The organism is Microbacterium sp. NPDC087665, assembly GCF_044743285.1.
In the GTDB taxonomy this organism is placed as follows: domain Bacteria; phylum Actinomycetota; class Actinomycetes; order Actinomycetales; family Microbacteriaceae; genus Microbacterium.
Genome location: NZ_JBIUWD010000002.1, coordinates 441,008 through 465,229 on the forward strand (window position 1 = coordinate 441,008; position 24,222 = coordinate 465,229).

At 66.9% G+C, this 24,222-nt stretch carries 24 protein-coding genes and 1 riboswitch; of the genes, 7 read left to right on the forward strand and 17 right to left on the reverse strand.

What is annotated here, in order from left to right; translation table 11 throughout:
• Nucleotides 1-23 precede the first annotated feature (23 nt).
• A complete protein-coding gene (gdhA, locus tag ACIOSY_RS05635) occupies nt 24-1,391 on the forward strand; it encodes an NADP-specific glutamate dehydrogenase (RefSeq protein ID WP_400850311.1) in 1,368 nt (455 codons plus the stop codon).
• Between the two features lie 138 nt (nt 1,392-1,529).
• On the opposite strand, the gene ACIOSY_RS05640 is transcribed toward gdhA, so the two are convergent.
• The 13 genes from ACIOSY_RS05640 to ACIOSY_RS05700 form a co-directional block, all read right to left on the reverse strand.
• Nucleotides 1,530-1,814, reverse strand: a complete 285-nt coding sequence (locus ACIOSY_RS05640; protein ID WP_400850313.1) for a hypothetical protein — start codon at nt 1,812-1,814, stop codon at nt 1,530-1,532.
• A 27-nt stretch (nt 1,815-1,841) separates the two neighbouring features.
• Nucleotides 1,842-2,141 carry a hypothetical protein gene (locus ACIOSY_RS05645; protein ID WP_400850316.1) on the reverse strand — a complete coding sequence of 100 codons (300 nt, stop codon included), beginning with the start codon at nt 2,139-2,141 and terminating at the stop codon, nt 1,842-1,844.
• 10 nt (nt 2,142-2,151) lie between these two features.
• Nucleotides 2,152-2,352 (reverse strand): hypothetical protein, encoded by a 201-nt coding sequence (locus ACIOSY_RS05650; RefSeq protein WP_400850319.1) that lies wholly within the window; start codon nt 2,350-2,352, stop codon nt 2,152-2,154.
• Between the two features lie 208 nt (nt 2,353-2,560).
• Entirely contained in the window at nt 2,561-2,902 is a 342-nt protein-coding gene (locus ACIOSY_RS05655; RefSeq protein WP_400850322.1) for a hypothetical protein, read from the reverse strand.
• Between the two features lie 15 nt (nt 2,903-2,917).
• On the reverse strand, nt 2,918-3,523 hold the full coding sequence (locus ACIOSY_RS05660; RefSeq protein WP_400850325.1) for a hypothetical protein: 606 nt from the start codon (nt 3,521-3,523) through the stop codon (nt 2,918-2,920).
• Nucleotides 3,523-4,224, reverse strand: a complete 702-nt coding sequence (locus ACIOSY_RS05665) for a hypothetical protein (RefSeq protein ID WP_400850328.1) — start codon at nt 4,222-4,224, stop codon at nt 3,523-3,525. Before ACIOSY_RS05665 ends, ACIOSY_RS05660 begins: the two co-directional genes overlap by 1 nt.
• Before the next feature lie 194 nt (nt 4,225-4,418).
• Complete coding sequence (locus ACIOSY_RS05670; protein WP_400850331.1) at nt 4,419-4,712, reverse strand: WXG100 family type VII secretion target; 294 nt, start codon at nt 4,710-4,712, stop codon at nt 4,419-4,421.
• Between the two features lie 203 nt (nt 4,713-4,915).
• Nucleotides 4,916-5,221: a hypothetical protein gene (locus ACIOSY_RS05675; protein ID WP_400850334.1), complete on the reverse strand. Its 306-nt coding sequence runs from the start codon at nt 5,219-5,221 to the stop codon at nt 4,916-4,918.
• Nucleotides 5,222-5,223: 2 nt separating this feature from the next.
• Nucleotides 5,224-5,847, reverse strand: coding sequence for a hypothetical protein (locus tag ACIOSY_RS05680; RefSeq protein WP_400850337.1), 624 nt, complete (start codon nt 5,845-5,847; stop codon nt 5,224-5,226).
• 105 nt (nt 5,848-5,952) lie between these two features.
• Nucleotides 5,953-7,380 carry an APC family permease gene (locus ACIOSY_RS05685; protein WP_400850340.1) on the reverse strand — a complete coding sequence of 476 codons (1,428 nt, stop codon included), beginning with the start codon at nt 7,378-7,380 and terminating at the stop codon, nt 5,953-5,955.
• Nucleotides 7,381-7,538: 158 nt separating this feature from the next.
• Complete coding sequence (locus ACIOSY_RS05690) at nt 7,539-10,490, reverse strand: aminotransferase (RefSeq protein ID WP_400850343.1); 2,952 nt, start codon at nt 10,488-10,490, stop codon at nt 7,539-7,541.
• Nucleotides 10,480-11,097, reverse strand: a complete 618-nt coding sequence (locus tag ACIOSY_RS05695) for a gamma carbonic anhydrase family protein (RefSeq protein ID WP_400850346.1) — start codon at nt 11,095-11,097, stop codon at nt 10,480-10,482. Before ACIOSY_RS05695 ends, ACIOSY_RS05690 begins: the two co-directional genes overlap by 11 nt.
• A 35-nt stretch (nt 11,098-11,132) precedes the next feature.
• Entirely contained in the window at nt 11,133-11,294 is a 162-nt protein-coding gene (locus tag ACIOSY_RS05700; protein ID WP_400850349.1) for a hypothetical protein, read from the reverse strand.
• Between the two features lie 164 nt (nt 11,295-11,458).
• Between ACIOSY_RS05700 and ACIOSY_RS05705 the strand changes: the two genes are divergently transcribed.
• Nucleotides 11,459-12,355, forward strand: a complete 897-nt coding sequence (locus tag ACIOSY_RS05705) for an SDR family oxidoreductase (RefSeq protein ID WP_400850950.1) — start codon at nt 11,459-11,461, stop codon at nt 12,353-12,355.
• A 7-nt stretch (nt 12,356-12,362) separates the two neighbouring features.
• On the opposite strand, the gene mfd is transcribed toward ACIOSY_RS05705, so the two are convergent.
• Nucleotides 12,363-15,938, reverse strand: coding sequence for a transcription-repair coupling factor (gene mfd / locus ACIOSY_RS05710; protein WP_400850352.1), 3,576 nt, complete (start codon nt 15,936-15,938; stop codon nt 12,363-12,365).
• Between the two features lie 79 nt (nt 15,939-16,017).
• Between mfd and ACIOSY_RS05715 the strand changes: the two genes are divergently transcribed.
• Nucleotides 16,018-16,581, forward strand: a complete 564-nt coding sequence (locus tag ACIOSY_RS05715; protein ID WP_400850355.1) for a GNAT family N-acetyltransferase — start codon at nt 16,018-16,020, stop codon at nt 16,579-16,581.
• A 54-nt stretch (nt 16,582-16,635) separates the two neighbouring features.
• On the forward strand, nt 16,636-17,499 hold the full coding sequence (locus ACIOSY_RS05720; RefSeq protein WP_400850358.1) for an Fpg/Nei family DNA glycosylase: 864 nt from the start codon (nt 16,636-16,638) through the stop codon (nt 17,497-17,499).
• A 13-nt stretch (nt 17,500-17,512) separates the two neighbouring features.
• Here ACIOSY_RS05720 and ACIOSY_RS05725 read toward each other — a convergent pair whose 3' ends face one another.
• Genes ACIOSY_RS05725 through ACIOSY_RS05735 form a run of 3 tightly spaced genes read right to left on the reverse strand, consistent with a single transcriptional unit; the run spans nt 17,513 to nt 20,538 of the window.
• Nucleotides 17,513-18,601, reverse strand: coding sequence for a LacI family DNA-binding transcriptional regulator (locus ACIOSY_RS05725; protein ID WP_400850361.1), 1,089 nt, complete (start codon nt 18,599-18,601; stop codon nt 17,513-17,515).
• A 28-nt stretch (nt 18,602-18,629) separates the two neighbouring features.
• Nucleotides 18,630-19,517: a PfkB family carbohydrate kinase gene (locus ACIOSY_RS05730; RefSeq protein ID WP_400850364.1), complete on the reverse strand. Its 888-nt coding sequence runs from the start codon at nt 19,515-19,517 to the stop codon at nt 18,630-18,632.
• Between the two features lie 19 nt (nt 19,518-19,536).
• The gene (locus ACIOSY_RS05735) at nt 19,537-20,538 is read right to left on the reverse strand and encodes an SIS domain-containing protein (protein WP_400850367.1); all 1,002 of its coding nucleotides are present in this window, start codon (nt 20,536-20,538) and stop codon (nt 19,537-19,539) included.
• A 271-nt stretch (nt 20,539-20,809) separates the two neighbouring features.
• Between ACIOSY_RS05735 and ACIOSY_RS05740 the strand changes: the two genes are divergently transcribed.
• Genes ACIOSY_RS05740 through ACIOSY_RS05750 form a run of 3 tightly spaced genes read left to right on the forward strand, consistent with a single transcriptional unit; the run spans nt 20,810 to nt 23,944 of the window.
• The gene (locus ACIOSY_RS05740; RefSeq protein WP_400850370.1) at nt 20,810-22,129 is read left to right on the forward strand and encodes an ABC transporter substrate-binding protein; all 1,320 of its coding nucleotides are present in this window, start codon (nt 20,810-20,812) and stop codon (nt 22,127-22,129) included.
• Nucleotides 22,098-23,111, forward strand: a complete 1,014-nt coding sequence (locus tag ACIOSY_RS05745) for a carbohydrate ABC transporter permease (RefSeq protein WP_400850373.1) — start codon at nt 22,098-22,100, stop codon at nt 23,109-23,111. Before ACIOSY_RS05740 ends, ACIOSY_RS05745 begins: the two co-directional genes overlap by 32 nt.
• Nucleotides 23,111-23,944: a carbohydrate ABC transporter permease gene (locus ACIOSY_RS05750; protein WP_400850376.1), complete on the forward strand. Its 834-nt coding sequence runs from the start codon at nt 23,111-23,113 to the stop codon at nt 23,942-23,944. Before ACIOSY_RS05745 ends, ACIOSY_RS05750 begins: the two co-directional genes overlap by 1 nt.
• A 99-nt stretch (nt 23,945-24,043) precedes the next feature.
• Nucleotides 24,044-24,191, forward strand: a riboswitch (FMN riboswitch).
• Nucleotides 24,192-24,222: the final 31 nt, after the last annotated feature.

The window sequence follows — 24,222 nt, forward strand, 5'->3', positions numbered from 1 at the left end:
TCCCCCACTGAGAAAGCTTCCGCGTGTCTGCACCCACCCCTGCCTTCCACCCGCTCGATGCCGCCGTGCAGCCCGTTTTCGACACGGTGCTCTCCCGCAGCCCGCACGAGCCCGAGTTCCACCAGGCCGTGCACGAGGTTCTGCACTCGATCGCCCCGGTTCTCGCGGCCCACCCCGAGTACGTCGACGGCGGCATCCTCGAACGGCTCGTCGAGCCCGAGCGTCAGATCCTGTTCCGGGTGCCGTGGGTCGACGACTCCGGCAAGCTGCACGTCAACCGCGGCTACCGCATCCAGTTCTCGTCGGTCCTCGGCCCGTACAAGGGCGGCCTGCGCTTCCACCCGTCGGTGAACCTCTCGATCATCAAGTTCCTCGGCTTCGAGCAGATCTTCAAGAACGCTCTGACGGGCCAGGGCATCGGCGGCGGCAAGGGCGGGTCCGACTTCGACCCGCACGGCAAGTCCGACGCCGAGGTCATGCGCTTCTGCCAGTCGTTCATGAACGAGCTGTACCGCCACCTCGGTGAGCACACCGACGTTCCCGCCGGCGACATCGGTGTGGGCGGACGCGAGATCGGCTACCTGTTCGGCCAGTACCGCAAGGTCACCAACCGCCACGAATCCGGCATGTTCACCGGCAAGGGCACGGGCTGGGGCGGTGCCGAGGTGCGCACCGAGGCCACAGGCTACGGCGCGGTGTTCTTCGCCCAGGAGATGCTCGCCGTGAAGGGCGACTCGTTCGACGGCAAGCGCGTCGGCATCTCGGGCTCGGGCAACGTCGCCATCTACGCGATCCAGAAGGCCACCCAGCTCGGCGCTGTGCCGGTCACTGCATCCGACTCCTCCGGCTACGTCGTCGACGACGCCGGTATCGACGTCGACCTGCTGCGTCAGATCAAAGAGGTCGAGCGCGCCCGCATCGTCGAGTACGCCAACCGACGCCCGAGCGCGCGCTTCGTCGAAGGCGGCAGCGCGTGGGAGGTGCCGGTCGACATCGCCGTTCCGTCGGCCACGCAGAACGAGGTCAGCCTGGCGGATGCCGAGGCCCTCATCGCCAACGGCGTGCGCGTCGTGTCGGAGGGCGCCAACATGCCGTGCGTTCCCGCGGCGGTCGACGCCTTCCAGAATGCCGGCGTGCTCTTCGCGCCCGGCAAGGCCGCGAACGCCGGTGGCGTCGCGACCTCGGCCCTCGAGATGAGCCAGAACGCCTCGCGTCAGCGCTGGACCTTCGGCGACAGCGAGAACAAACTGCGCGAGATCATGGCCGACATCCACACCGCCGCCTTCGACGCCGCCGAGCGTCATGGCGTGCCGGGAGACTACGTGGCCGGCGCCAACATCGCCGGTTTCGAGCGCGTCGCCGCGGCGATGCTCGCGCAGGGCGTCATCTGACCCCTGCGGGACGCGTCTTCCACGACGCCGATCCCGATGCCGTGCGATCCGCAGCGGCACGACGAAGGGCCGCCTCCCCCGAACCTCGGGAGGCGGCCCTTCGTGTGTCCAGCGGAGCGCAGGTTGCCGACGGCGGATTCACTTCATGAGGTAGGTGAAGTAGTTGCCCAGCTTTCTGAGCGCCGCCTCCGTCAGTTCAGGATGCCGTGCGTGCATGATGTGTCGAACCTCTTCGCCGATCTCGATCAGGGTCTTGTTTCCCCATTCGATCTCGATCCTGTTGGTCTCCAAGAGAATCGCTCGCACTTCTTCCTCGACGGATACGTCAGGGAACCGAGCCGTGAACTCGTGCTCGTCGGCGCCCGGGAAGTGCGCGAGGTAAAGCGTGATAGCCGTGCTGATATCGACGTCGTGCTCTGTCATCCGTTGCCTTTCGATCGCGGCGTCAGGTCACTTCCAGTTATAGGTGAACATCCACCGCAGCTCATCGAGTGCCTCCACGGTCAGCTCGGGATGTCGAAGAGCCATCGCCTTCCGAGCGAGGTCTCCGCCCTCGGTGAGGCTGATGCCCGACCCGTCGACGGGAACGCTCAGGCACTCACCGATGATCGCGCGCACCCTGCCCAGCAGCACGGTCGGATCAGTTTCCACTGCGCACGCAACGACGGCGGACTCGTCGCTCGCGGGCCACGCGGTGCGCCCGGACCCCAAAAACGCGATGATCGCCTGGCTCAGCTCTCGATCTTCCATGGGATCTCAGTCAACCGTGCGCCAGCGATGGAGGCTCAGGGAAGTCGATTCCCAGCTTCTCCTCCAGCTCATCGAGATTCGGGAGCTCTTGTCGCGCCTCGTCGCGCGAGATCACCTTCGGATAGCTGAACACGCCGATATCCCAGTAGGCGCCGCAGTACCTGCACCGGCGCACCTCGGCCATGAACTCTTCACTCTCGCCGATCGTCACTCCACGAGAGTCGCGCGCGTAGGTGAGCCAATGTCCGGAGCAAATGTCGCAAGCGCCTGCGTACGCCACAATCGTTCCTCTGCGTCTACCGTGTCGAAAAACCATCGCTCCTAGATCGACATCTCCGTCCTCGATTCGCGTGCGGAGATCACCCCGCCGCAAGCGACCGGGATCGTGTGCAGGCTCCGGAAGGAAGTGCTCGCGACGCTCAGCGAGCAGACGCGGCCTCGTAGGCGGCGAGGTACTCGGAGCCCAGTCGCAACCGCACGTAGCTGTCGATCGCTTCAAGTGCGGCCTTCACTGCATCTCGGGTTCCGCACAGCGTGAGTTTCCGCCCGAGAACCTTGGACACCGTCGCGTCGCCGCCCAGTTCAATGCTGAAACCCCAGTTTCCGCGCCCATAGTCGTCATACGATCCACGGATCGCAAACGCGTCGTACAGCACGAAACCGAGCTCGGCATCCGACTTCTTGCGTCCCTGTGTCGCGGCAGGAAGATGAGCGTCGACCAGATCGAGCACATCGTCCGCGGTCAAATCATCGTGTGGCATTCTCACTCCTTGGTGTCATCGCCGAATCGCCTGCATAGTCGTCGGATCGAACCGGTATCCATGATCCTCCAGGAAATCGAGTTCGTCTGCGAGCGCCGTCCCCGGGAAGTCCTGTGGATTGTGCGAGAAACCGATCGGCTTGCCCTCAGCGATGACGCGCTCGAGGAACGGCACGTTGAAGGCACCAAACATTCCGTCATCATCAAGATGGTGCGCATCAGCGATGTCGTCCCAACGATCACCAAGACTGAAGTAAGTACCTGGCGGCATCTTTCCCTCAGCGACATCGATGTAGCTGGGGGTGCCGGGCACGCGGAACTTGCCCAGCACCACTTCGAGGCCATTCGGATTGTGCACGCTCGAGTTGAGGATGTCGAAGTAGTCCTGGTCGCTCATCCCCGGTGGCTTGCGACTGGTACTCGGTACATAGGGATGAGTCAACGGCTTGGGCCGCGTGACGCCGTCTGCGTCGAATTTGTCTTTGTCTTTGATCTGTCGGATGACGTTGTCGAGGTGGTCGGTCAGGTTGTCGGCGAGCTGGTGGAGTTTGTCTTTCGAGTGGGCCATCCCGTCGAGCACGGCCTGTCGGAGTTCGCGGAAGACGGACTTCATCGCACTCATCAGCTGTCTCCGCCGAAGTCGAGGGCCGAGAACTCCGAGAAGAACGTCGACGTCAGCGTCTGGATGTCGGAACCGTGGAGCTTCATCATCGACTGCGCGTCTTCGAGCGCTGCCAGGTCGGCGTAGAACTCGTCGGAGTCCCCGGCCATCGACTCCACCACAGGAGCATCCAAGATCGCGTCGATCACGGCAGGCAGTTGCTGAGCCATCGGTTCGATCGCCATCGGCAGAAGCTGATTGAGCAACTGCTCGACCGCGATATCGACCGCGGCGTTGAGCAACTTCTTCTTGATCAGCAGCATCGGCCCCGCACCGGCAGCGGTAACCGGGTTCGTCAGCATCGCGACGAGCGCGATCAGCGTCGTCGACACGTCGACGATCACTTTCATCTTCAGCGCGAAGATGGCATCCGCCCCGATGTCCATCGCCGACGAAGCAGGGGGCATGATGTCGATCAGCTTCTGCAGGTTCTGCGAACGGTTTGCGTTCCACGCCCCGAGCGTCGCAGGTCCCGTCTGACCGCGCATCGCTCCGGCGATGTCACCGTTCATCTTGCGGTCGATCGCCTGGACCACATCCTCGAGATCCGACCCCAGGTTGCGCACCAGCAGCGCTCCCTTGCGGACCTCGTCCTCGTCGATATCGGGCCATTCGAAGCGGAGCTTCTCCATGACCCAGACCAACTCATTGGGCAACATCATGCCCATAACGCACCCCTCACACGCAGCAGGGCAAGACGATCAGCACGATGTGCCGGTGCTTCCCCCGAAGACACCAAAACAACCTCGCCGCACGCGGCGACTCGACTCACGGCACCCGCGAGCCTCAGGCAGGAAGGGATCGTGGCGTCGGCCAAGCAGCCGCCGCCACGAACTCCTCCGAGCTACGCGGTGGGTCAGCCGCCCGCGAGCTCCGAGTCCTTGTCACGGATCGAGTCCGCCATGCGGTCCAGAGCCTGCGCCATGTCGTTCACGGCCTCGGCTGCATCGTCGAGGGATGCCGTAAGCTCCGAGTACGCCGTCGAATACGCATCCGACGCGTTCTCGGTCTTGAACCCGTCCTGCACCAGGTCATCGATGACGCCCTGAAGCTCCTTCAGAGTGTCGGTGACGGTGCTGCGCCCGTCACGCAGACGCGCTGCCGCGCCTTCCATCTCGCTGTATGTTGCACCAAAATCATGTCCGGCCATCAGAAAATTCCCCCTAGATCAATCAACAGGCGGTCACCGCCCCGGGATAGGTTACCGGGAGTCGCGAGGAAATCAAGTGGGCAGTACTACCCCTGTGGAGAACTGCTCACGCCGTGCGCATCTTGTCCTCGCGGGCTGCACAGCACCGTCAACGCCGCCGTTGCGAGCGATGCCGACCGGCTCGCCTGCACCAGCTGGCATCTTCAAAAGAACTCAAAATACGCCCATCGCCACGAGAGCGCGGAGAGAGCCTCCGGACTCAGCCCCGGCCAGATCTTCTCGAACTCCGCGCCGAAGAGGACTGACTTGTTCTGAGTGCCGAATGCCTCCCTCGGGATGTGGAGTCGATCGCTCACAGCCACGATCTGCTTTACCAGCGCAAGAGTACGCTCGCCGTCGACCGGATCCAGAGCGAGCACAGCAGCCTCATCGCTATCAGGAGTCCGACGAGATCCGTAGCCGACGTAAGCCACGATGGCTTGCGTCAGACGATCAGTGTCACCTTTCATGGTCAGACCGTCGCACCACCTCCGTGGCTCCGATACAACTCGATCACATCCGCCCACGACCAGCGAAGATCGATACCAACGATCGGTTTCGATGGGCGAAGTTGATAGACCCAACTCGCAGGAACAACGTGCAAGGCCAGCGACATGGTTCCCTCGGCCTCCTCCCCTGCCCAGATCAACCCCAGGCCAATGTCTCCCCTGAGTACCCAGAAATTGCCCTGCGTGACACCCGAGTCGAGAAGCGCCGCCGAATACGAGGTAACACTGTTCTCCTTCGATTCCTGGAGCCAATCGAAATCGCTCCACGTACCGGCCCAATGCATACCGGTACGTTGCATCTTCGATACGAACTCGTCGATCTCCCCCGGCACCACCGCGGCCCCGTGCCCAGAGGCCACGTCACCCCGCCATGCGAGCGGCAGGATCCGCGCCTCACCCCTCACCAGAATCGGATTGAAAGGCGTCACCCACCCGTCTTCTTGCACGTCGAGCGCCTCCTGCTGCAGACCGTCGTAGGCGCTCAATGGAATGCGCCCCTGCCACGGCAGAAGAGCACCGTCCAGCAATGACGCAGGCCCGAATGCCGAGTTCGCCGTCCGAACATAGTCCGTCTCGAAGTTCATCATGAGGTCCCCCTGGGTGTTGACGGCGCGCGATTCGCCACCGTACACGACGAAGGGCCGCCTCCCCGAAAAGACTCGGGAGGCAGCCCTTCGCATCGAGAGACCTCGTCAACTCTCGTCGACGGGCACCTTCACGACCTTGTTGAACCCGGTCACCGCCTGGTTCTCATCGAACGCGACGACCTTCTTGCGGAATCCTCGCGTGATGATCGTCAGGTAGACGAGCCCGATCGCCGTCCAGATCAGGCCGCCGATGAGCGCATCCTGGTGCAGGTTCACCCAGAGCAAGCCGGTGAGCAGCATGCCGATGGTGGGCATCACGATGAAGTTGAAGATGTCGGCCGGGGTCTTGCGACGCCCCTTGCGGATCGCGAACCAGGCGATCACCGAGACGTTGACGAAGGTGAACGCGATCAGCGCACCGTAGTTGATCCAGGCGGCGATGATTTCGAGGGTGAACGGGATGGCAAGCAGCGAGATCGCACCCACCAGCACGATGTTGAACGTGGGCGTGTGGGTGCGGGGGTTGATGTAGCCGAACACCTTCTGCGGCAGCACGTTGTTGCGGCCCATCACGAGCAGCATGCGCGAGACCGATGCGTGCGACGCGAGCCCCGAGGCGAGCGTGGCGCAGAAGCCGGCGGCCGTGAGCACCGCCGCGAGCACGTTGCCGCCGACCAGCTCTCCGATGACCGGGAGCGTCGAGTCCTCGATGAACTGCTGGTCGCCGCCGGGGGCGAATTCGTTCCAGTCGGGGAAGCGCAGCTGGGTGACGTACGAGGCGACGAGGAAGATGCCACCGCCGATGAGGACGGTCAGCAGGATCGCCTTCGGCATGATCTTCGGGTCCTTGGCCTCTTCGGCGTACATGGTGACCGCGTCGAAACCGATGAACGAGAAGCAGACGATCGTGGCGCCGGTGAGCACCGCGGTCATGGTCACGTCGTCGTGCAGGAACGCGCCGACGGAGAGGATGGTCGCCGCTCCCTCGCCGCGCATCAGCTGCGCGACCACGAGAACGACGAAGACGGCCATGACGATGATCGAGAAGATCAGCAGGATCACGTTCAGGTTCGAGGTGCCACGCATGGTCATGTAGATGATGCTCGTCACGAGGATGCAGTACAGCACGACCCAGATCCAGCCCGGGATGTCGGGGAACATGGCCTCGAGGTAGCTCTTGATGATGAGGCAGTTGACCATCGGCAGCAGCACGTAGTCGATCAGCGACGTCCACCCGACCATGAATCCGAGGTTCGGATGGATCGATTCGCGCACGTATGTGTAGGCGGAGCCCGCACTCGGGATGGCACCGGCGATCTTGCCGTAGCTGATGGCGGTGAACACCATCACCACGAGAGCGACGAGGTAGGCGGCGGGGACCACGTTGTTCGTGTCGCGCGCCACCATGCCGAAGGTGTCGAACACGACGGTGGGCGTCATGTACCCGAGTCCGAGACCGACGATAGCCCAGAGACCGAGATTTCGTCGGAGTGTTCCGCCGCCCTGCGCGAGCGGTTTCGTCTTCAGTGCCATGGGTACTCCTCGAGGAACAGCGCATGGGCCGGACTTCGGGTCGTCCGACGCTGGGATCAGTATGGAGTACGGATATTCCTTTGCGCGACCCCTATTTCGATTCGAAATGCGCTTTTAACATGACGAAAAGAAGCGGGATTCGAAGACGGATGCCGAAATCACCAGCCTTCGCGGAGCACCCGATCCAGCATCGCGACGACGTGATCGGCGCTCTCGGCGGTGAGGCACAACGGCGGCTTGATCTTCAGCACATTCGAGCGTTCCGACGTCGTGAGCACGATCACGCCGAGTTCGCGCATCCGCTCGCAGATGGCCGCCGCCTCGGCATCCGCCGGTTCCATCGACTCCCGATCGTGTACGAGTTCGACGCCGAGATACAGCCCCTCGCCGTGCACGACTCCGACGATCGGATGCCGGTCGGCCAGAGCGCGAAGGCCACCGGCGAGCCGCGCCCCGATCACCTCGGCGTTGCGCTGCAGATCGTCTTCGACCATGGCGTCGAGCACCGCGATGCCGACGCGGCAGCTGAGCGTGCTGCCCCCGGCCGACGAGAAGAACTGCCCCTGGGTGGCCAGGGCGTCGGCGATCGCCTTCGAGGTGATCACGCCGCCGATCGGGAACCCGTTGCCCATCGGCTTCGCGATGGTGACGATGTCGGGCACCACGCCCGACTGCTCGAAGCCCCAGAAGCTCGAGCCCATGCGACCGAAACCGACCTGCACCTCGTCGGCGATGCAGAGCCCTCCGGCCGCGCGGACGCGCTCGTAGGCGCCCGCGAGGTACCCCTCGGGCAACAACACTCCCCCGGCATTGCCGAGCACGGATTCGCAGAGGAAGGCGGCGACGTCGCGCCCCTCCGCCTCGAGCCCCGCGAGATCGTCGGCGAGGTCGGAAAGGTACCGCCCCGCCGTGTCGTCTCCGCGATAGGTACCGCGGAATCGGTTGGGCACGTCGGCGACGTGCACCCAGTCGGGTCGCGTCGCCAGGGCGAAGGGGTTGTCATATGCGCTGGTCGTGACCGCATCGCTCGCCATCGTCCACCCGTGGTACGCCTCGCGCAGCGCCACGACGGTGCGCCGCCCGGTCGCGGCCTGCGCCAGACGGATCGCGAGGTCGACGGCTTCGGAACCGCTGTTCACGAGCAGCACGGTGTCGAGTCCGCTTCCCTCGGGCATCAGTGCCAACAACCGCTCGCTGTACTCGGCGAGCTCCCGGAACAGGAACCGCGAGTTGGTGCCCAGCGTGCGCAGCTGCCGGCTGGCCGCATCGGCGACCTTCGGATGGCTGTGCCCGAGGCCGGCGACGTTGTTGACCATGTCGATGTACGCGCGGCCGGTGGTGTCGACCAGGTGATGGCGCCAGCCGCGCTCGATCTGCGGCGGATGCTCGTAGTACCGTTCCTGCGCCCCCGCGAAGATGCGCTCGCGGCGATGCAGTTCGGCGGTCGACTCATCGGTCTGGGCCCGTGCGGGCAGCCCGAGAAGCGGGGCCGGGTCGGCCGTGAAGCGACTCCACGCGGCGACGCGATCGGGCGGGATCAGGCTCGCCCCCGACGCCGGGGCCCGCAGACCCGGTGCATCGGTGCGCCGCACCCCCACCGTCAGCACGCGGTCTTCGTCGGAGGCCGGGAGCCACCCGATCATGTCGCCCGCACCGACGTGCAACGCGGCCCTGTCATCGATCTCGACACCCCGCAGGGCGAGCACCCAGCCTTCATCGAGCACGATGCGCGGCTCTTCGTGATGGGCGCGCAGCGCGCCGTCGACCGGGGTCGTCACGCGCAGCCGGGGCCCGGCGCCGAGGTGCAGTTCGGTCTGCACGGGCCAGGTCGGCGCAGCATCCGTCGCATCGATGGCCGTGCGGGTCAACCGGAAGGCGCCGTACGGCAGCACCGCCGCCGCAGCACCGGAGCTCAGCGCATCCGCCACGAGAACCGCCTCGGCATCAGACGGCAACCACCGGCCGGCATCGAGGTGCTCGGATTCCACTCCCGGGTCGAGCATGCGAACCTCGCCCTCGAACTCCGGCAGGAGCGCTGCGAGGGGCGGAGCATCCGTCGTCAGCATGAACACGGGCGCGTCGATCCGCACCCGCGCCAGCACGTGCTCGGTCGCCTCGGCGAGCGGCACGAGCGTCGCCGCGTCGAAGATCGCCTGTTCTCCCTCGATGCGCTCCCGGGCGTAGTCGTTGTCGCCGTCGATCTCGAGCTGTCGCCACCCGCTCGCCACGAGCAGCGATGCCCGCAGCACGATGAGCGGCCAGACGGCGCGGGCCTCGGACTCGTTCAGCGGCGCAGCAGCATGAAAGGCATCGATCGTGTCGAGCACGCGCAGCGGACGCTCCGGCTCGTGGTGCAGCATCGACGATGCGCAGACCGCGAGTTCGGCCACCCGCCATCCGAGAGCCAGATCGCCGAGGTCGAGCACCGTATGGGGATGCAGGCGCGAATCGTCGCCGCGGATGCCGGTGACGTTGTCATCGGTGAGATCGCCGTGGATCGGCTGCACCGGCAGGTCGTCGGCGACGAGAGCGAGTGCGTCACGGGCTTCCTCCGCTGCCGCGAGCACCCGCTCGCGCAGCCCCGTGTCGGTGATCGAGGGCGCGAGACGCACGGTCTGTGCGAACGCGACCCGCATGTCCCACATGTGGTCCCGGTGCAGGCCCGGATGCTCCAGGCCGGCGAGCGCGGTGACCGACGCCGCCGCCAACGCCCCGAACTCGGCCAGCACGACGGGTGCGAGATAGCCCGCATCGACCAGGGCCTCCCCCTCGGCGAACTCGCTGCGACGCGCGGCGAAACCTTGCCACCGCTGGGTGAGCGCGCCATCGAGTCCCGGCAGCACCGCCGGCACCGAGACGCCGGCTGCGCGATACGCGTCGAGTGCCGCGTGCTGCGCGTCGCGGGCCTCGTCACCGAACACCGGGTTGTCGATGCGCAGAACACTGCGCGAACCGTCGGGCTCGACGAGCACGAAGTTGCGATCCTGGTTGCTGCCCAGCTCACTGGCAGCGGCGATGATGCCGTAGCAGTCGCGAGCGATCAGGGCGGCGGCGGTCTCGTCGACGTCGGGGCGGACGAGGCCCGCGCCGACCTCGGCCTCAGCGCCCAATGGCGTCGCCCGAGATCAGAGTGTCGTGGGCGTGGCGAGCGAGAGAGCTGCCGTAGCGCTCGGTGAGCTGCACCATCAGGTCGGGGGTGTCGCGGTCGACCCCGAAGACGTGCCCGGGGAAGTCGAGATCGGGCTGCGCCGAAGCGATGTCATCGGCGCGATCGGGCGAGAGCAGTTGCACCGGATCGCCCACGGCCACCCAGCCGATCGGCACGACGGTGCCCTCGGGGAGGCGCGCGCGGCGATGCACGATCGCGTTGACCCTCACCTCGCAACGCGGCCCGACCAGGGCGCCGTTGAAGACGCGTGCACCCGAGGCCAGGAACACCTCGTCGCCCACGGTGGCACCCGCGATGCTCGCGAGCGTGCCCACCAGGGTGTGGTCGCCGATGTGCACGGCATTGGCTGCGGTCGCACGCACGAGGGCGTTCTCCATCACGATCACGTGCTCGCCGAGCGTGATCGGCCCGCCCTCCGCGGTGATCACCGCCCCGTGCAGCACTTGGCAACCGGCTCCGATCTGCACGTCGCCCGACACGACGGCGGTGGGCGCGATGACGGCGGTGTCATGAATCCGGGGCCGAGCCCCGAGGTGCTCGTACAACATGGTGCCAGCGTAGTGCGGCGGCCGCGTCGGAGGGGCTACTCCCTCGTCGAGGCTCCGCGGCGGAGCATCCCGATGACGAGCGTCGCGAGGAACAGCACGATCCCGAGGACCGCCAACCACAGCAGCCCTTTGACGACGAACCCGAACACCGCGAGACCGGCCCACACGATCAGAAGAAGTATCACGAGTATCCACATGCGCACACCCTCCTCGCGGCGGTGCGCTCGAGGCACCCCGTTGACGGGGCGCGCAACCCTGCTAATCTGTCGCCCATGTTGTGCTGATGACTTCGATCCCTCTCTCCCCGCTGCGTGGACGCCGCTCGGTGCGCCGCAGCAGCCTCGATCGAAAGGCCACGCCCATGCCCTCGCACACCCTCCCTCTTGCCGGAAAGACCGCTCTCGTCACCGGCGTCTCGCGCCGCCGCGGAATCGGCTACGCCACGGCCACGACCCTCGCCGCTCTCGGCGCGAACGTGTTCTTCCACCACTACCGCCCGCACGATCTCGACCACCCGTGGGGCGGCGACGACCTCGACGCCGTGCGTCACGGGCTGGCGGAAGCCCTCACCCCGGGTGCGCGCACGGGCGACCTGCACGCCGACCTGCGCGACGCGGCGACCATCGAGCCGCTGCTGGACGCGGCATCCGCCCTCACCGGCAGGCTCGACATCCTCGTCTGCAACCAGGCCATGAGCGGCGGCGACGGCAGCATCTTCGACATGACCGCCGACAGCCTCGACGCGCACTGGCAGGCCAACGCCCGCGCGACGCTGCTGCTGACCGCGGGGCTGGCACGGCGGCGGCGGGCCGAGCTCGACGGGGCCGAAGTCGTCGCGCAGCACGACGCCGCGCGCGCCGGCGATCGCATCCGCTCCGCCGGGCCGTTCGAGAAGCCCACAGGCACCGTGATCTGGATGACGTCGGGGCAACTGCACGGGCCGATGCGCGGCGAAGTCGCCTACGCGACCAGCAAGGCTGCCCTCGCCGGGATCACGGCGACCTCCGCCGCCGAGCTGCTCGACGTCGGTCTGGTGCTCAACACCGTCAACCCAGGCCCGGTGAACACCGGCTACCTCGACGCCGACACCAGCGATCGCGATGTGTCGGGGCTCGACGAGTGGCTCGCGAGCACACCGTTCGGACGGGTGGGGCGCCCCGACGATCCCGCGCGCCTCATCGGTTGGCTGTGCACCGATGCCGGGGCGTGGGTGGTGGGCCAGGTGCTCACGACCGACGGCGGGTTCTCGCTGGGCTGAGGCCCGGTCACTCGACCTTCGCGGGCTCCGGGAAGATCGCGGTGAACAGCTGCGCGACCCACTCCAACAGGGCACCGTCGGGGAGCGGTTCGAGACCCACTCCGACCGCGGCGGCGACCGTGGGCAGGGGCACGACGAGTGCCTCTCCCCCGGCGACGAGCTTGGCCTTCGGATACAGCCGCTGCAGGCGCACCTTGATCGAATCCTCGAGGTGCGCGGGCGCGATCCGGAGGTTCGAGCCCATCACCACGACATCCGACAACCCCGCGCGGGCAGCGCGCCGCCGCAAACGGGCGATGGCGATCAGCCCGGCCACCTCGTCGGGCGGCGTGCCGTAGCGGTCGGTGAGCTCGTCGATCACGAGGTCGATGGCGTCGTCCTTCGCCGTCGCCGTCGAGGCCGCCGAGAGCTTCTGGTACGCCTCGAGCCTCAGGCGCTCGCTGTCGATGTAGTCATCGGGGATGCGCGCATCGAGGGGCAGCTCGAGTCGCAGCTCGGCCCCGGTCTCGACCTCTTCGCCGCGGAACGTCGAGACGGCCTCGCCGATCATGCGCAGATACAGGTCGAACCCGACACCGGCGATGTGACCCGCCTGCTCGCCGCCCAGCAGGTTTCCGGCACCGCGCAGCTCGAGGTCTTTCAACGCCACCTGCATGCCCGAGCCGAGATCGTTGTTCACGGCGATCGTCTGCAGGCGATCGGCGGCGGTCTCGCTGAGAGGCTTCATCTCGTCGTAGAGGAAGTAGGCGTAGGCACGCTCACGGCCACGCCCCACGCGTCCGCGCAGCTGGTGCAGCTGACTGAGCCCGTACTTGTCGGCGCGGTCGATGATGATCGTGTTCGCATTCGCGATGTCGAGACCCGTCTCGATGATGGTCGTCGAGACGAGCACGTCGAACTTGCGCTCCCAGAAGTCGTCGACGACCTGCTCGAGCTGGTGCTCGCCCATCTGTCCGTGCGCGACGGCGATGCGCGCCTCGGGAACCAGCTCGGCCAGCTCTGCCGCGACCCGCTGGATCGACTGCACGCGGTTGTGCACGAAGAAGATCTGCCCCTCGCGCAGGATCTCGCGCCGGATCGCGGCCGCCATCTGCTTGTCGCTGCGAGGACCGACGAACGAGAGGATCGGATGCCGGTCTTCCGGAGGAGTGGCGAGCGTCGACATCTCGCGGATGCCTGTCACCGCCATCTCGAGCGTGCGCGGGATGGGCGTCGCGCTCATCGCGAGGATGTCGACGTTCGTCTTCATCTTCTTGAGCGTGTCTTTGTGCTCGACGCCGAACCGCTGCTCCTCGTCGATGATCATGAGGCCCAGGTCTTTGAACATCACCTGGTCGGTGAGGATGCGGTGCGTGCCGATGACCATGTCGACGGTGCCGTCGAGCAGCCCCTCGAGAGTCAGGCGCGCCTCTTTGTCGGTCTGGAAACGCGACAGCGGCTTCACCTTCACCGGGAACCCGGCGAAGCGCTCGGTGAACGTCTCGAGGTGCTGCTTGACGAGCAGGGTCGTCGGCACGAGCATCGCGACCTGCTTGCCGTCTTGGATCGCCTTGAACGCGGCCCGCACGGCGACCTCGGTCTTACCGAACCCGACATCGCCGGACAGCAGGCGATCCATCGGGATCGGCCGCTCCATGTCGGCCTTGATCTCGTCGATCGTCTGCAGCTGATCGGGGGTCTCGGCGAACGGGAACGCCTCTTCGAGCTCGCGCTGCCAGGGAGTGTCGGGACCGAAGGCGTGGCCCTTCGCGCTCATGCGCGCCGAGTAGAGCTTGACGAGCTCGACGGCGATATCGCGCACCGCCTTGCGCGCCTTGCCCTTCGCCTGCGCCCAGTCGCTGCCGCCCATCTTCGAGAGGTTCGGCGCTTCGCCGCCGACGTACTTCGAGAGCAGGTCGAGCTGATCGGTGGGCACGTAGAGCTTGTCGCCCGGGTACCCGCGCCGCGACGGCGCGTACTCGAGCACCAGGTAGTCGCGGATCGACTTGGTGGCGTTACGGCCGCCGGTCGACACCTCGCGCTTGGTCATCTCGACGAAGCGGCCGATGCCGTGCGTGCCGTGCACCACGAAGTCGCCGGGCTTGAGCTGCAGCGGGTCGACGACGTTCTTGCGTCGGGAGGCGAGCTTCTTGACGACACGCTGGTCGCCGCCGATCGTTCGGCCGTAGAACTCGTTGTCGGTGAGGACGGCGAGCTTCGCCTCGGCGATCTGGAACCCCGCTTCGACGGAGCCGGCGACCAGAGTCGCGACACCGGCCTCGGGTGCCTCGTCGAGCGCGGTGACGATGCGGGCGGCGATGCCGCGGTCGGCGAGCACGTCGCGGGCGCGGTCGACGAGTCCCGTGCCGGTGGCGATCACGACGACCCGCCAGCCGTCTGAGACCTTGGCCTCGACGAAAGAGATCGCGCCGTCGACGTTGCCGTGGAAAGAAGGGATGACGGCGGCATCGAGGTTCGCGGCCTCGACGTCGCCCTCGCCCAGGCCGGCTCCGAACGGACTCAGCCGCCACCACACGCCGCCACGGTCGCGAACGACCTCGCGCAGCTCGGCGATGGTGAGGAAGTCCCCGGCGCCCAGGTCGATGGGGGCGGATGCTCCCGAGGTCGCGGCGCTCCATGCGGCGTCGAGGAACTCGCGGTTGGTGTCACCGAGGATGATCGCACGCGCCGACGAGCGCTCGGGATCGACGACGGCGGTTGCGCTGCCCGCGGGCAGGTACTCGGCGAGCGACTTGAGAGGACCGGAGACGGCGGGCAGGAGGGATTCCATGCCCTCGACCGGGATGCCTTCGGCCATCTTCTCGAGCATCCCGGCAATGGCCGGGAAGCCGCTGATCAGCGCGCGAGCGCGCGCGCGTACGTCGTCGGTCAGCAGCAGTTCGCGGCTCGGCGGCAGGTCGACGCCGTCGATGTCGCCGGGAAGTGATCGTTGGTCGGCGACCGAGAACGCGCGGATCTGGTCGACCTCGTCGCCGAAGAATTCGACGCGGAACGGATGCTCGGAGATCGGCGGGAAGACGTCGAGGATGCCGCCGCGCACGGCGAACTCGCCGCGGCGCGAGACCATGTCGACACGGGTGTAGGCGCGTTCGACGAGCTGCGCGGCGACCGTGTCGAGGTCGAATCCACGGCCACCGACCGTGAGCTCGAGCGGCTCGATCTCGCCGAGGTTGCCGGCGATCGGCTGGAGGGCCGCACGCACCGAGGCGACGACGACGAGCGGATGGTCGCCCGACCACTCGCGGATGCGTCGGAGTGTCTGCAGGCGCTGTCCGACCGTGTCGGGGCTCGGGCTCAGGCGCTCGTGCGGCAGCGTCTCCCACGCGGGGAAGGTGACGACCTCGGCCGTGGGGATGTAGGCGGCGAGCGCCTCGGCGAGACTCTCGGCGCGACGCCCCGTGGGGACGACGGCGAGAAGCACCTCCGGATGGCCGGCCGCACCGCGCTTGGCGAGCAGGCCGGCGAGTGCCGGAGCATCGAGCCCATCGACGAGACCGAGGTCGGCATCGGTGTGGGCCCAACCCAGGGCATCGCGGTAAAGGGTCGCCTCTTCCAAGGCGCGCAGAATCCCCGGAACAGTCACCGGATAAGCCTAGCCGCCACCTCCGACATCGGCGCCGGCATCCCCCCTCTCCGTCCGCAGCGGGCGATACCGTAGCCGAATGGAAGCAGTACGACTCGAGACAGAACGCCTCGTGCTGGCCGCGCCGACGGAGCGCGACCTCGATGCGATCACCGCCGCGTGCCAGGACCCGGAGATCCCCCGGTGGACGACCGTGCCCAGCCCATACACGCGCGAGAACGCCGAGGACTACGTGCGGCTCGTCGGCGAATGGTGGGCCGACGGGTCCGAGACGGTCTGGGGCATGTACGTCGACGGCGAGCTCGTCGGCTCGATCGGGCTGCACCGCATCACCGAGCATCCTGCGGGTGGGCACGCCGAACTCGGCTACTGGGTCGCCGCATCCGCCCGGGGCAAGGGCTATGTCGTCGAAGCGTCGCGCGCTGTGATCGATTGGGGCTTCGCCGAGCTCGGATTGGCACGCATCGCCTGGCGCGCGGTCGTCGGCAACGTCGCCTCGGCGCGAGCCGCCCGGGCGGTCGGGTTCCGTTACGAAGGCCTCCAGCGGCAGGCGCTGACCGGCCAGCGAGGTCGTGACGACGGCTGGATGGCGGGGCTCCTGGCCACCGACGATCGCTCCCCCGTCGACTGGTCGATCCTCTGATCATGTTCCCGATGCGGGGGTGACGATGTCGGATGCCGGTGGCAGGATGACACCATGCCCGAGATGCCGGAGGTTCAGGGGCTCGTCGACTTCCTCGGCGAGCGCGCCGTCGGACGCACGATCACGCGCACGAGCGTCGCGGCGATCGCTGCGCTGAAGACGTACGATCCGCAGATCACCGCGCTGCACGGCGCGACGATCACGGCATCCGCGCGCCGGGGCAAGTTCATCGTGCTCTCCTTCAGCGACGACCTGCACCTCGCATTCCACCTGGCGAAGGCGGGGTGGCTGCGGTGGTACGAGACGCTGCCGGCGACGCTCATCAAGCCCGGCAAGACTCCGATCGCCCTGCGCGTCGCGCTCGACGACGACAGCGGTTTCGACCTCACCGAGGCGGGCACCAAGAAGTCGCTCGCGGTGTACGTCGTGCGTGATCCCGATGACGTTCCCGGCATCGCGCGGCTCGGCCCCGATCCTCTCGACGAATCGTTCACCCGCGACGCCTTCGCCGCGCTGCTCGAGGGCCGGCGCACCCAGATCAAGGGGCTGCTGCGCGACCAGGCTGTCATCGCGGGAATCGGCAACGCCTACTCCGACGAGATCCTGCACGCCGCACGCATGTCGCCCTATGCGATCGCCGCGACGCTCGACGCCGACGATGTCGACCGCCTGTTCGCCGCGATGCAGTCGACCCTGCGCGAGGCGGTGGCCGAAGCATCCGGAAAGCCTCCCGCCGACCTGAAAGACGCCAAACGGCGGGGCATGCAGGTGCATGCGCGACGCGGCGAGGCCTGCCCGGTCTGCGGCGACACGGTGCGCAGCGTGTTCTTCGCCGACCGTTCGCTCGAGTACTGCCCGACCTGCCAGACCGGCGGAAAGCCGCTCGCCGACCGGCGTCTCTCCCGGCTGCTCAAGTGATGCGACGACCTGCTCAGCCGGCCGGCGGCGGGGCGACGGACGAACGCTCGATGTAACGCGTCTTGAGCGTGTGGAGTTCTGCCGCTCCGGACTCGCCGTCGATCGCCGCGAACAGCACCTCAGCGGCCCGCGTTCCCAGCGCCAGAGTCGGCTGTTCGATCATCGTCAACGGGGGTTCCATGACGGCCGCCCAGGAGCTGTCGTCGAAGCCGATGAGAGAGATGTCGGCGCCGACCCTCACTCCGCGCGCGCGCAGGGCACGCAGCGCGCCCGTCACCGCATCGTTCTCGGTGCAGAACAGTGCCGTGGGCGGGCTCTCGAGGTCGAGCATGCGTTCGACCTCGACCTGAGCGTGCTCTTCGGTCTTCGCGCCGACCATCACCAGGTCCGCGTCGAAGGCCATGCCCGCATCGTCGAGCGCGTCCAGATACCCCTGCAGTCGCTCACCGTCGGTCCACAGGTTGCGGGCGGCGAGGTCGATCAGCTCCCGTCGTCGCCGCGGGCGCTCCTCGACGGGCGGGCCCCAGACGAATCCGACGCGGCGGTGCCCCGCATCGAGGAGACGCGTCACTGCCCCACGGGCGGCATCGCGGTTGTCGATCACGACGGCGTCGAGGTGCAGTCCCGTCACCGCGCGGTCGACGAGCACGACCGGGATGCCCCGATCCCGAGCTTCTTGGATGTGACCGGCAGAGGCGGCGTCGAGCGCGGCCGAGGCCACGACGATGCCGTCGACCCGCTTGTCGATCAGGACGTTGGTGGCAGCGATCTCCTCCGCGAGATCTTCGTAGGTGCTGAGCACGAGGGTCTCGACGCCGCGCGCCTTCGCCGCGTCGGAGATTCCGCGCACGACGCCCCCGAAGAAGGGGTTGGCGATATCGGCGACGATCACGCCGAGCGTCTGGCTGACGCCCGTCGACATACTGCGCGCCAGCGCGTTCGCGCGGTAGCCCAAGCGGTCGGCCGCCTCGAGCACGCGCTCACGGAGCTCCTGACCGACGTAGCCGTAGCCTCCGAGCGTGCGCGCAGCGGTGGAACGGCCGACGCCGGCGGCCGCGGCCACCTCTGAGATGGTGGGTGGGACGGAGCGTTCAGAGGTCATCGCCCTCCCCCCTTTCCTCGTCACGGGTTCACCACATGTTAGCCGCGACCGGATCGCCGATCGGGCGACCCCGGGCGAAGGCGCCCTCGACGCGGCACTGATCGCGCGCCGCGCGCGCTCCCGCCTGCAGGGCGTGGTGCAGGGCCGATTCCGACGCGGCGGAATCCCGTCTCCATCCCGACGCGTGCAGGTCGACGAGGAACCCGGCGACGAAAGCATCACCGCAGCCCATCGTGTCGACGATCACGTCGTCGTCGATCATCTCGGCCGGCGCGGAACAGTGCACGCGGCCATCGGTCACCAGAGCGTCGTCGGTCCCCCGCGTACCCAGCGCGAGACCCGCGCCGCGCGACACCGCATCGTCGAGCACTGCGAATGCCGCGTCCTCCGCCAGACCGGCACACGACAGCAGCACCAGATCCGCGTACGGCGCGACGCGATCGAGGTAGCGCGGTTGACGGAACTCCGCCTCGCTCGACAGGTCGAAACTCACGAGCAGATCGTGGGCGCGCAGCCGCGGCAGCTGCTCCTCGGTGCGCGAATAGACGCTGGAGTGCACGACGTCGAAGGTCGATGCGTACTCCTCCCGTCCGTCGGCCAGATCGATCGGCTCACGCACGGTGACGCCTCCGCCGTTCCACCCGAGGAAGACGCGGTCGCCGTCGATCACCCGAAGGGACGACACCCCCGACTCCCCTGCGCGGACCACGCACCGGGGAGTCGGGACGCCGGCATCCTCGATCGACGCGCGCAGGAACGGTCCCGCCTGGTCATCGCCGAGCACCCCGAGGTATTCGGCGTGCGCGCCGAGCCGACGGGCGTAGACGGCGACATTGACCGCGTTCCCCCCGGGGTACTCGAGACCTCGGTCGAGGAAGCGGTCGACGATGTTGTCGCCGAAGCCCAATACGCGCATCGCAGGCAACCTCGTCGTCTCAGTAGTCCATGACGCGGTAGTACCGGCGCAGGTCGAGCGAGTGATCCCGGACGCGCTCGAGGTGCTTGCTCACCCGGCCCATGACGGTGTCGAGCACGATCGGTGCGATGAGTGCGCGGTTCTCGGGGCTGAACCCTTCGAGGGCATAGTCGCGGGTGTCGAAGACCGACACATCGCTGGAGATCCGCTCGGCGAACGCCTGCGCACGATCGGTGAGGGGCCGGGTGCTGTCCTCACCCTGGAAGATCATGACCGCGGTGTCTTCCTCGAGGAGTTCGAGGGAGCCGTGGAAGAACTCGGCGCTGTGCACGCGAGTGGTGCGCAGCCACTGCATCTCTTCGAGGATGCACATCGAGTACAGATAGGCGAACGACCACAGCGGTCCGCCACCGATCAAGAAGTAGTAGTCGGTGTCCTTGTGCGCGTCGGCGAATGCCTCGGCATGCGACTCGGCCTGCTGCGCGGCGGCGACGAGGGCATCGGGCAGGTGCACGAGCTCATCGGCGAGCGAGGCGTATCCGTCGAACTCCCCGCGCTGCTCGAGGAGGCGGCCGATCAGCAGCAGCAGCTGCATGTCGAACGGCCACGTCTTCGGCTCCGAGACGAGCGAATGCTGCGCTGCCGTCGCGATCGGCGAATCCGCGTGACCGGTGAACGCGATCGTCGTCGCCCCGGCGGCGGTGACGTACTCCATGGCGTGCAGCACGTCTTCGGTGGTTCCGGTGACGGAGGTGAAGACCGCAGCGGTGCGCTCACCGAGCAGGGCGTCTCCTGCGACCACCAGCTCTGCGGCGATCGAGGCGCGCACGGGAAGCGTCGAGCGCTCACGAGCAAGCAGCTCGTACGGCCACATCTGGCTGTACGTGCCTCCCGCGCCGACCAGCAGCACGTTGTCGATCCCTGCCGCCCGCAACCGGTCGACCAGTTCCTCGATCCGGGGGCGGAGCGCGACCGCGCTGGCGATCTGGGCGCGGAATTCGGTCTCGTCGAACTTGAGCATCATTGATCCTTCCTGCGGCGACATGAGCTGCCCGCAGAGATTGTGGTACCGGTGTCAGGTAGACCATATGCTGACACAGCGACCTGGAATCGGTCAACAATCCCGCAATTTCAGCCCATAGAACGGCTCCAAATCTCTAATTTGTAATCCGAGCTGGTACCGGTACTAGGTTTTCGCTACACTCTCACGACAGGCACGCACCGAAATTCCAACGGCGGATCGGTGCCCGCGGCATCCGCGGGCGCAGTCCGCCCACTCTGAGAGGCAGACCATGCGCACCACACGCACGCTCCCGATCGCCGCAGCGGTCACGGCGGCCGCCATAGCCCTCGCGGGTTGCGCCGGCCCACCGGCCCAGCCCGCGGCCGACGTCACCGCAGAACCGGTCTTCGAGGGCAAACTCACCCTTTTGACCAAGTTCGGCGGCGAGCCGCTCCAGACCTACTTCGAAGACCTCGCGGCCGAGTACGAGTCCGAGCATCCCGACGTCACCGTCGAGCTGATCCAGGAGACCGACCAGTCCGTCAAGGACAAGACGAAGACGCTCACCGCGTCGGGCGCACTTCCCGACATCTATTTCACGTGGACGGGCGACTGGGCCCAGAACTTCATCGATGGTGGTCTCGCCGCCGACCTCAGCGAGGTGATCAGACCGGGCACCGAGTGGGGGGACCGTTTCGGGGAGGCGTCGCTGTCGGCGTTCGAGAGCGACGGAAAGTACTACGGCATCCCGCTCTACAACAACGGCAAGTTCATGGGCTACAACAAGGCCGCGTTCGCCGCAGCCGGCGTCGAGGTTCCCACCTCCTTCGACGAACTCATCGACGCGTGCGGGCCCCTGCGCGATGCGGGATACGAGCCGATCGCCTTCGGCAACAAGGACGGATGGCCGGCACTGCACTACATGCAGCAGCTTTTCGCGTACAACGTTCCGGATGACGTGCTCCAGGCGGACTTCGACCCCGCCACGGCCGAATGGAGCGACCCCGGCTACGTCGCCTCGCTCGAGCAGCTCCAGACGTTGGTGACCGAGTGCACCGACACGGGGAAGGGAACCAACGGGGTGCTGTACACCACTGCGCAGGAGGCGCTCGCCGGGGGCCGCGCAGCCATGTACTACCAGGAGGTGCTGGAGTTCGACACCGTCACGGTGGAGGGCGCGGCGCTCACGGATGACGACTTCGGCATCTTCCCGCTGCCCGTCCCCGACGGGGCCGCCGGCGATCCCGGCGCGATCGAGGGTGCACCCGAGGGGTATCTCATCAACGCGAAGTCGCCGCAGGCCGCACTCGCCGTCGACTTCATGAAGTTCGTCACGGAATCCGAGAACGCGACGACGCTCTCGGCTTCGCCCTACGGAAACCCCAGCGCGGTCATCGGCGCCGTCACCCAGCAGACCTCGAGTCGTGCGGTATTCGAAGGGATCACGGCCGTCAACGAGGCCTCGCAGCTGGTCGGTTGGCTCGACACGGTCACCGTGCCCGAGGTGGCCGACGCCTGGCTGGCCGGCGGCGAAGCCATCATCAGCGGCAGCAGCAGCGCCGAGGAAGTGCTCGAGAGTGTCCGCGCAGCAAACGACTCCGCCCAGTGAGGCGACGTCGGGGGCGGGCTTCCGCCTGCCCCCGACGGTGACCGAAGCGATCACCACGCCGGCGAAACCGGGCGGGAGATCTTCCGGTCGCGGCACCCGCAGCCGCGCCGCCCGCCTCGCCGGACTCGCGTGGGTGGTACCCGCGCTCGTGCTTCTGGGCGTCTTCGTCTATCTGCCGCTCGTGCAGAACATCGCGTTCTCGACGCAGGAATGGGACATCTATTCCGGCATCTCGGAGTTCGTCGGACTGAAGAACTACGAGAAGCTGCTCCAGGACCCGGTGTTCTGGTCGTCGCTGAGCAACAACCTGCTCTACGCGGCGCTCTCGATCGTCTTCCAGGTCGGCGGGGCGCTCGTGCTCGCCGCCATGATCGAGAGTCTGCGCAGCATCCGTTGGCGCAAAGCTCTGCGCGCGATCTACTTCGTCCCGTCCGCCATCTCCCTGACCGTGGCCGGGCTGCTGTTCTACTTCATCTACGAGCCGAACCTCGGCCTGCTCAACAACCTGCTCGACGCACTCGGTCTCGACGCGCTCGCGCAGCCGTGGCTGGGCCAGGAGTCCACCGCGATGGTCGCGATCATCGCGATGAGCCAGTGGCAGGGGTTCGGATACTCGACGCTGCTGTTCGCCGTCGCGATCCAGCGCATCCCGTCCGAGCTCTACGAGGCCGCCTCGCTCGACGGCATCGGCCCAGTGCGGCGATTCCTGCACGTGACGGTGCCTCTGGTGCGGGAGATGACCGGCCTCATGGTCATCGTCACGGTCTCGGGCGCCTTCCAGGTGTTCAACGAGGTGATGGTGATGACCAGCGGTGGCCCGAACAACTCGACCCAGGTGCTCGCCACCTGGCTGTACCGGAGCGGGTTCGTGCGGAACGACTTCGGGTATGCCGCGGCGATCGCCACGGTGATCTTCGTCGTGACGCTGCTGATCGCGGTCGCACAACTCTGGTACACCCGACGCAAGAAGGTGGATTTCTGATGACCCGCACCGGATTCCTCGGCGCGATCACTCGCGTCTTCATGTGGTCGTTCTTGCTCGCGCTGGTCGTCGTCGTCATCTACCCCCTGCTGTGGATGGTGCTGAACGGTTTCAAGACCAACGCCGAACTGTTCGGCAATCCTTTCGCTCTGCCGTTGCAGTTGAACTGGCAGAACTACGCAGAAGCATGGAACCGCGGCGTCAGCGACTACCTCACCGCGAGCGTGCTCGTGACGGTGACCTCGACGATCGCGACCGTGTTCATCAGCGCGTGGGCCGCCTACGGTCTGACCCGGGTGCGGATGCCTTTCGGACGCGCGGTGTCCGGAATCATCCTCGGCGGACTCATGCTCGCCCCGGCGGTCGCTCTCGTCCCCCTCGTGCGGATGTTCCAGTCGATGGGCCTCTACAACACCTTCTGGGCGCTGCTGATCCTGTACACGGCCTTCCGCATCCCCTTCACCACATTCCTGATCCGCGCCTACATGATCGACCTGCCCCGCGAGGTCGACGAGGCGGCCGAGATGGATGGCGCGAAACGGTGGACGACGTTCTGGCGCATCACCCTCCCGATGTGCAGGCCGATCATCATCTCGACCGTGATCCTGCATGTGCTCTTCGCGTGGAACGAATACCTCTTCGCCATGGTGTTCACCAGCGGCACCACGGTGCAGACCCTCCCCGTGGGTCTGACCAGTCTGATGAGCAAGCACGGCACCGACTACCCCGTCGTGTTCGCCGGGATGGTCATCGCCGCCTTGCCCGTGATCGTGCTCTTCTTCGCGAGCCAGCGCTACTTCGTGAAGGGTCTCTCCGAGGGCATAGGCAAGTGAGGGCGAGTGCACCGGGCGGGGCCTCCTGACCGACCCCGTGCACGGCCTCTCCGACTCGGAATGAAATGCCTTCAGGCGCGTTGAGTACACTCAGAGCATCAACGTGCTCCGGGGTCGGTGAGAATCCGAACCGGCGGTGACAGTCCGCGAGCGCCTCGGTTCATCCGAGGGGCCGATCCGGTGGAATTCCGGGACCGACGGTGGTGCGAGAGAAATCTCGCTAGTCCGGAAGGGAGGCAGCACGATGCGCCGCCGTGCGCGCCGTCTGCAGTCCCCCG

Coding starts and splice junctions, on each gene's coding strand:
- ACIOSY_RS05720 (WP_400850358.1), top strand. CDS start 16,636: ATGCCCGAGATGCCGGAGGTTCAGGGGCTCGTCGACTTCCTCGGCGAG.
- ACIOSY_RS05715 (WP_400850355.1), top strand. CDS start 16,018: ATGGAAGCAGTACGACTCGAGACAGAACGCCTCGTGCTGGCCGCGCCG.
- ACIOSY_RS05655 (WP_400850322.1), bottom strand. CDS start 2,902: ATGCCACACGATGATTTGACCGCGGACGATGTGCTCGATCTGGTCGAC.
- ACIOSY_RS05730 (WP_400850364.1), bottom strand. CDS start 19,517: ATGCGCGTATTGGGCTTCGGCGACAACATCGTCGACCGCTTCCTCGAC.
- ACIOSY_RS05735 (WP_400850367.1), bottom strand. CDS start 20,538: ATGCTCAAGTTCGACGAGACCGAATTCCGCGCCCAGATCGCCAGCGCG.
- ACIOSY_RS05670 (WP_400850331.1), bottom strand. CDS start 4,712: ATGGCCGGACATGATTTTGGTGCAACATACAGCGAGATGGAAGGCGCG.
- ACIOSY_RS05750 (WP_400850376.1), top strand. CDS start 23,111: ATGACCCGCACCGGATTCCTCGGCGCGATCACTCGCGTCTTCATGTGG.
- ACIOSY_RS05685 (WP_400850340.1), bottom strand. CDS start 7,380: ATGGCACTGAAGACGAAACCGCTCGCGCAGGGCGGCGGAACACTCCGA.
- ACIOSY_RS05675 (WP_400850334.1), bottom strand. CDS start 5,221: ATGAAAGGTGACACTGATCGTCTGACGCAAGCCATCGTGGCTTACGTC.
- ACIOSY_RS05700 (WP_400850349.1), bottom strand. CDS start 11,294: ATGTGGATACTCGTGATACTTCTTCTGATCGTGTGGGCCGGTCTCGCG.
- ACIOSY_RS05645 (WP_400850316.1), bottom strand. CDS start 2,141: ATGGAAGATCGAGAGCTGAGCCAGGCGATCATCGCGTTTTTGGGGTCC.
- ACIOSY_RS05680 (WP_400850337.1), bottom strand. CDS start 5,847: ATGATGAACTTCGAGACGGACTATGTTCGGACGGCGAACTCGGCATTC.
- ACIOSY_RS05740 (WP_400850370.1), top strand. CDS start 20,810: ATGCGCACCACACGCACGCTCCCGATCGCCGCAGCGGTCACGGCGGCC.
- ACIOSY_RS05695 (WP_400850346.1), bottom strand. CDS start 11,097: ATGTTGTACGAGCACCTCGGGGCTCGGCCCCGGATTCATGACACCGCC.
- ACIOSY_RS05665 (WP_400850328.1), bottom strand. CDS start 4,224: ATGATGTTGCCCAATGAGTTGGTCTGGGTCATGGAGAAGCTCCGCTTC.
- ACIOSY_RS05660 (WP_400850325.1), bottom strand. CDS start 3,523: ATGAGTGCGATGAAGTCCGTCTTCCGCGAACTCCGACAGGCCGTGCTC.
- ACIOSY_RS05725 (WP_400850361.1), bottom strand. CDS start 18,601: ATGACCTCTGAACGCTCCGTCCCACCCACCATCTCAGAGGTGGCCGCG.
- ACIOSY_RS05640 (WP_400850313.1), bottom strand. CDS start 1,814: ATGACAGAGCACGACGTCGATATCAGCACGGCTATCACGCTTTACCTC.
- ACIOSY_RS05705 (WP_400850950.1), top strand. CDS start 11,459: ATGCCCTCGCACACCCTCCCTCTTGCCGGAAAGACCGCTCTCGTCACC.